General features: G+C 63.7%; 3 protein-coding genes. 2 read left to right on the forward strand and 1 reads right to left on the reverse strand.

Going from position 1 to position 5,646, the window contains the following annotated elements; translation table 11 throughout:
* Positions 1-260: 260 nt before the first annotated feature.
* Together RCH14_RS23925 and RCH14_RS23930 are read left to right on the forward strand one after the other, a co-directional pair.
* Positions 261-1,739, forward strand: a complete 1,479-nt coding sequence (locus RCH14_RS23925) for a DUF2868 domain-containing protein (RefSeq protein WP_343028602.1) — start codon at positions 261-263, stop codon at positions 1,737-1,739.
* The gene (locus RCH14_RS23930) at positions 1,736-3,256 is read left to right on the forward strand and encodes a DUF3482 domain-containing protein (RefSeq protein WP_343028603.1); all 1,521 of its coding nucleotides are present in this window, start codon (positions 1,736-1,738) and stop codon (positions 3,254-3,256) included. The genes RCH14_RS23925 and RCH14_RS23930 overlap by 4 nt, the downstream gene beginning before the upstream one ends.
* Here RCH14_RS23930 and RCH14_RS23935 read toward each other — a convergent pair.
* On the reverse strand, positions 3,234-5,348 hold the full coding sequence (locus RCH14_RS23935) for a TonB-dependent receptor (protein WP_343028604.1): 2,115 nt from the start codon (positions 5,346-5,348) through the stop codon (positions 3,234-3,236). The two genes, RCH14_RS23930 and RCH14_RS23935, sit on opposite strands and share 23 nt — an antisense overlap.
* Positions 5,349-5,646: the final 298 nt, after the last annotated feature.

The following is a 5,646-nucleotide window of genomic DNA, read 5'->3' on the forward strand; positions in this document are numbered from 1 at the left end:
CTTCCCATCCCGAACAGGACCGTGAAACGACTTTGCGCCGATGATAGTGCTGCAACCAGTGTGAAAGTAGGTTATCGTCAGGCTAGTTATATAGAGAAACCCCACTCAGTGATCTGAGTGGGGTTTTTCGCTTTGGGCGATCGATTTTTTCGCACACGTGCGCTGATGTGACGAGCACGGTACGCCATCCCACCGCCAACCCCTGTGAATCTGGTGCACAATACTTCCATCAGCATTGTCATTTCAATCACGGGAACAGCATGAATGAACAGGTCGCACGCAATGTCGTGCTGGCACGCGCCATCGAGCGCGCCGACGTTGGCCATACTGTACTGAGCGACGACGATCGCAAGTATGCCACCCGCAGCGCACGCGAACTCGCTGCATGGCAGGCGGCCGATAGCCATACCGCCGTCAATCAAGAGCACTTTCTGCAGCAGCGCGCCGAGCAAATCCTCAAACGCCTTGGCGAACGCACGCCGGCCTTCGGCGCTTTCCAGCGTCGAGCCCCCGGTATGCGCGGGATCTGGTTCGCGCTGCCGTTCATCGCTTTCGTGCTTGGCGCCGCGCTCGACCGAATCGCCGATCCTCACCGCGTCGACCTGCTGTCCGCTCCGCTCCTGATCATCATCGCCTGGAATCTGCTGGTGTATCTGGGCCTTCTGGTGTGGGCGGTCGTTCCTGCCGCGCGCAGGAAGAAGAGCGGCGCACCACTGCTGCGCCGACTAAGCGTGGGCAAGGCTGTCGCGCCCCGCAAGCTGCCCACTGCGCTGGCCGAAGGTGTTGCCCATTTCCTTGCCGATTGGGCCATGTTGAGCGAACCGCTCACGCGTGCGCGCTTGAGCCGGACGGTGCATCTCGCGGCCGCCGGCTTCGCGCTCGGCGCTGTCGCGTCCCTGTATGCCCGGGGCCTGCTCACCCAGTACGTCACCGGATGGGAAAGCACGTTCCTCGATGCCCAGCAGGTGCACACGCTGCTGTCCTGGCTCTTCACGCCAGCGCTGGCCGTGTTCCCGTTCCTGCAAGGCTTTACGCTGGTCGAGATCGAGCAGCTGCGTTTCGGCGGCAGCGCCGGTCTGCCGGTCGGCGAGCGCTGGGTGCACTTGTACGGCGCGACGTTGCTGTTGCTGGTGATCCTGCCACGCGTGGTGCTCGCCATCGTTGCCGGCCTGCGCGCGCGCCATTTGTCGCGCCACTTCCCGCTTGACCTCGATCAGCCGTACTACCGCAAACTGGCCGACAGCATCGGCACCAGCGCGCCGGCCGTGCTGCGCGTGATCCCATACACCTACACGCTCGACGAGCCACGCGACCGCGGCCTGTGGGCGATTGCCGCCGCGGCGCTGGGCGGGCAGGCGAGGGTGCAACTGCTGCCGTCGGTCGCGTATGGCATCGAACCAAAAGATGCACTGCGCGAGACGATGCTCAACGAAGCCGGCATCACGGTGACCACCGTGCTGTTCAGCCTCGCGGCGACGCCGGAGAAAGAAAATCACGGCGCGCTGCTGGACTACCTGGTCAAGCATGTGCCGCGCGGTGTCGCCGTGCTGCTGGACGAGTCGCCACTGCTCGAGCGTATTGGTGACCAGATTGGCGCCGAACGCGCCGCTGAGCGGCATGCCTTGTGGCGTCAGTTCTGCAGTTTCCATGGCACGTCCGCCCATGTCGTCAATTTGCTCGAACCCGACAAGCATCCGCTTGAACTGGGCGCGGGCCTGACCCTGCCGGAGCTGCGATGAACCAGCCGGCCAAGATCCAGTTTGCCCTGGTCTCGCATACCAACAACGGCAAGACAACGCTCGCGCGCACGCTGGTCGGGATGGACGTGGGCGAAATCCGCGACGCCGCCCACGTGACCCAGATTTCGCAAGGCTATCCGCTGCTGTCCACACCCGGTGGCGATTCTCTCTTGCTGTGGGATACGCCCGGTTTCGGCGATTCGGTGCGGCTGCACAAACGCCTGGCCATGGCGGGTAATCCGATTGGCTGGTTCCTGCGCGAGGTTTTCGACCGTTATCGCGACCGGCCGTTCTTTCTCAGCCAGCAGGCGCTGCGCGCTGCGCGTGAAGAAGCCGATGTCGTTTTATACCTCGTCAACTCGTCCGAGTCGCCGCAGGATGCGGGCTATCTGCCGTCCGAGATGAATATCCTCGAGTGGCTCGGCAAACCCGTGGTCGTGCTGCTCAACCAGATTGGCCCACCGCGTCCGGCCAGCGAAGAGCAGGCCGAGCCGCAGCGCTGGAAACAGCACCTGGCCCAGTACTCGGTCGTCAAGGAAGTGCTGCCGCTCGACGCCTTTGCCCGCTGCTGGGTGCATGAACACGTGTTCTATGAATCGGTCACGCCCCTGATCGCAGCCGAGAAGCAGCCCGCCTATGCGCGCCTGCTGTCTGCTTGGGCCGTGCGCAACCGCGAGCGCTACGCGAGTGCCCTGCAGATGAGTGCCGAACAGATTGCCGCCGCCGCGCGCGACACCGAAGCGCTGGACGCACAACAACCGGGCATGCTGCGCAGTGCCCTGAAAGCGGTCGGCATCGGCAAGGATGAAGCGCGCCGTCAGGAGTTGGCGATGGCGGCGCTCGTGCAGCGCCTGAACGACGGCATTAATCACGCGACGGCGCGCATGCTGTCCCTGTACCGCATCGATCCGGGCCAGGCGGTCGCCATCAATGCGCGCGTACGCGACAACTTTGCCGTCAAGGCGCCGGTCGACCGTGCGCAGGCAGGTTTGCTGGGCGCGGTGGTGGCAGGTGCAACCACTGGCCTGTCGGCTGACTTGATGGCGGGCGGCCTGACGATGGGCGCCGGCGCACTGCTGGGCGCGATCGCCGGCGGCATCACGGCCGCCGGCGCCGCGTGGGGCTTCAATCAGGGCACGGACCGCAATCAGGCAAACGTGAAGTTTGCCGACCCGTTTCTGCAGACGATGCTGGTCGGGGCGATCCTGCGCTATCTGGCGGTGGCGCACTTCGGGCGCGGACGTGGCAACTATGTCGAAAGCGAAGCGCCGCCATTCTGGCAGGCCGAGGCCGAGAGCGCACTGGCCGCCCGCGATGTCGATAGTGCCAACCTGTGGCCAGCGGTGCGCGCCGCGCCGGACCTGGGCGCGGCCACCAAACTGGTGCAGGCTGTATTGGTGCCGGCGGTGACGACGACGCTGGCACGCTTGTATCCCGATGTCGCGCTACCGGGGCAGGAGCCGCCAGCCCCGGCCCGGGCCCCGGTGGACCTGATTAAAACTGATACTGCGCGCTGACGCCCAGCAGCCAGTTGCTGCCAGGCGCCGCTTCGTAATAGCGGCGGTTCGCGTCGCCCACGATCACCGAGCCGACATAGTCGCGGTCGAAGAGATTGTTCAAGCGCGCGAACTGGCGCAGGCGCCAGCCGCCGAATTGCTGGCTTGCCTGCACGCGCGCATTGACGACCGCATACCCGGGCGCCGTCTGCGCGGTGTTGGTATCTTCCGCATACACTTTGCTGTTGGCGACCGTTTCGAGTGCGACGCCATAACGGCCCGCCGCTTCCTTCCAGCCCAATTCGCCGTAAAAGCTCGACTTGGGCACGCCCGGCAGGCGGCTCCCCTTCGGCACGGCGCCGAAGCCTTCGTCATAGATCGCATGCAGCATGCTCATGGCGATGCGCGCATTCCAGCCGGCGCCCAGTTCCGCGTCGACCGACAGCTCGCCACCCTGGCGTAGCGTCGCACTCGCGTTGCGATAGCTGGTGCGGCCGCCCGACGACGCATCGACCACCAGTTCATCCTTGGTCTTCACCTGGAACACGGCGGCATTGACGCGCACGCCGCTGGCCACCATCGCCTTGGCGCCCACTTCGAGGTGCGTGCCGATCGCCGGCTTGAGTGCGAAGTTGAAACCTCCACCAGTACCTGAATAGAACGATTCGTTCATCGTCGGCGTTTCGAAGCCGCGTGCGGCGCTGGCATACACGTTCAGCGTTGGCGAAATCTTGTACAGCACACCAACCAGTGGCGTTGTATGCCGGAAGTCGGTGCCGCCGCTGTCGTTGCCATTGGACAGATACTGATCCTCGACATCGAAGTCGACGCGGCTGTGACGCAGACCGCCGGTCAGCACCCATTGATCGCGTTCCCATTCGACCTGCACGTACGGGTCGACGCTGGTCACATCGTTGTTCTCATCGCGGCGCAGATTGCCTTTCACGCCGAAGGTATTGCCGATGAAGTTCTCGAAGCCCTGGCGTGCATCTTTTGAACTGGCCATTTCAAGGCCGGCCGTGGTGCGCAGCGTGCCGCCGGCGAGGGTGCGCACCGTACGCCAGTTGGCGTCGATGCCGTAGAAGTCGCGGTCGAAATCGATGACGCCGCCCGAGTGCGTCAGTGGCGCCTGGAAGCCGCGCGAGAACGACTGGTACTGGATCACGCGGCGGTTGCCGCCGTAGGCCGTAACCTGCAGTCGATCCTTGCCGAAGCGCTGCTCGAACGTCGCGCCGAACTGCTGGTGGTCGATGCTCTTGCGCGTGTCATAGCGCTCGGCCAGCGTGCGCTGGGGCGAGCGTGTATCGGTGGTGTCGATCTCGCCCGCGCGGGGATCGCGCCGGAAGGTATCCCAGGTCACGCCGAGCGGATCCTGCGTATCGTCCTGGCGCAGGCCACTGGCCGTGATCACCAGGCGGCTGGTCGATGTTGGTTCCACCACCAGCTTGGCATAGGCCTGGTCGCGCGTGGCAGCACTGTGATCGCGGTAACCGTCGGTCTCGAAACGCGATGCATCGATCAGGTAGCCAATGCCGCCGCTGCGGCCCGACGCATTCGTATCGAGCTTGCGCTGGCCGAAACTGCCGCCGGTGAAGCTGGCTTCGACCGTTGGCCTGTCGGTCGGCTCGCGCGTGAATAGCTGGACCACACCGCCCGAGTGATTGCCATACAGCGCAGAGAAGGGGCCGCGCAATACTTCGATGCGCTCGGCGAGATCGAGGTTGAAGGTCGCGGCCTGGCCCTGGCCATCCGGCATGGTGGCCGGGATGCCATCGGCAACGAGGCGCACACCACGCACGCCGAAGGCAGAGCGCGTGCCGAAGCCACGCGACGAGATCTGCAGGTCTTGCGCGTAATTCTCACGATTGCGCACGACGATGCCGGGTACGGCAGCCAGTGCTTCGGATGCATTCACGCGCAGCTGCGCGGCGCCGATCTGGGCCGCATCGACGACATCGATCGCGGCCGGCAGGTCGAAGCTGGTATGTTCCGCGCGGGTGCCGCTGACAACCACAACGTTCATTGGATTGCGAATCTCATCGGCAATGGCAGCGAGTGGCCAGCACGCGCAGAGGGCGGCGATCGTGGTACGACGCAGGACAGGATGCTTCATTATTTCCTCAAAGGATTACGTACAGAATTTAAAAGTTAGTTTTATGCTATTTAGCTGAGGAATATACCTTGTGAGTCGGAATCCTGCTGGAGCTGCAGTCGCATCACGAATCCGCACCGTGTGCGGATTCTTTTGTGGGAGGGCTTGCGGAACCTGGGTGAGGTTTGTTATAGTTCGCCTCCGCTTCGGCACTGACCGAAAAAGTTAACGTAATCAAGTGGTTACGAGAGCAAGGTCGACAGAGAAATCTGAGACGAAGCGAAAAGAAAGAGTTGACGAGATTTAGGAAACACAGCAT

The sequence above is a fragment of the Massilia sp. MP_M2 genome, from assembly GCF_039123635.1.
Classification (GTDB): Bacteria; Pseudomonadota; Gammaproteobacteria; order Burkholderiales; family Burkholderiaceae_D; genus Telluria.

Excerpts from the sequence above, each read along its gene's own strand:
- RCH14_RS23925 (WP_343028602.1), top strand. The coding sequence starts at position 261 with ATGAATGAACAGGTCGCACGCAATGTCGTGCTGGCACGCGCCATCGAG.
- RCH14_RS23930 (WP_343028603.1), top strand. The coding sequence starts at position 1,736 with ATGAACCAGCCGGCCAAGATCCAGTTTGCCCTGGTCTCGCATACCAAC.
- RCH14_RS23935 (WP_343028604.1), bottom strand. The coding sequence starts at position 5,348 with ATGAAGCATCCTGTCCTGCGTCGTACCACGATCGCCGCCCTCTGCGCG.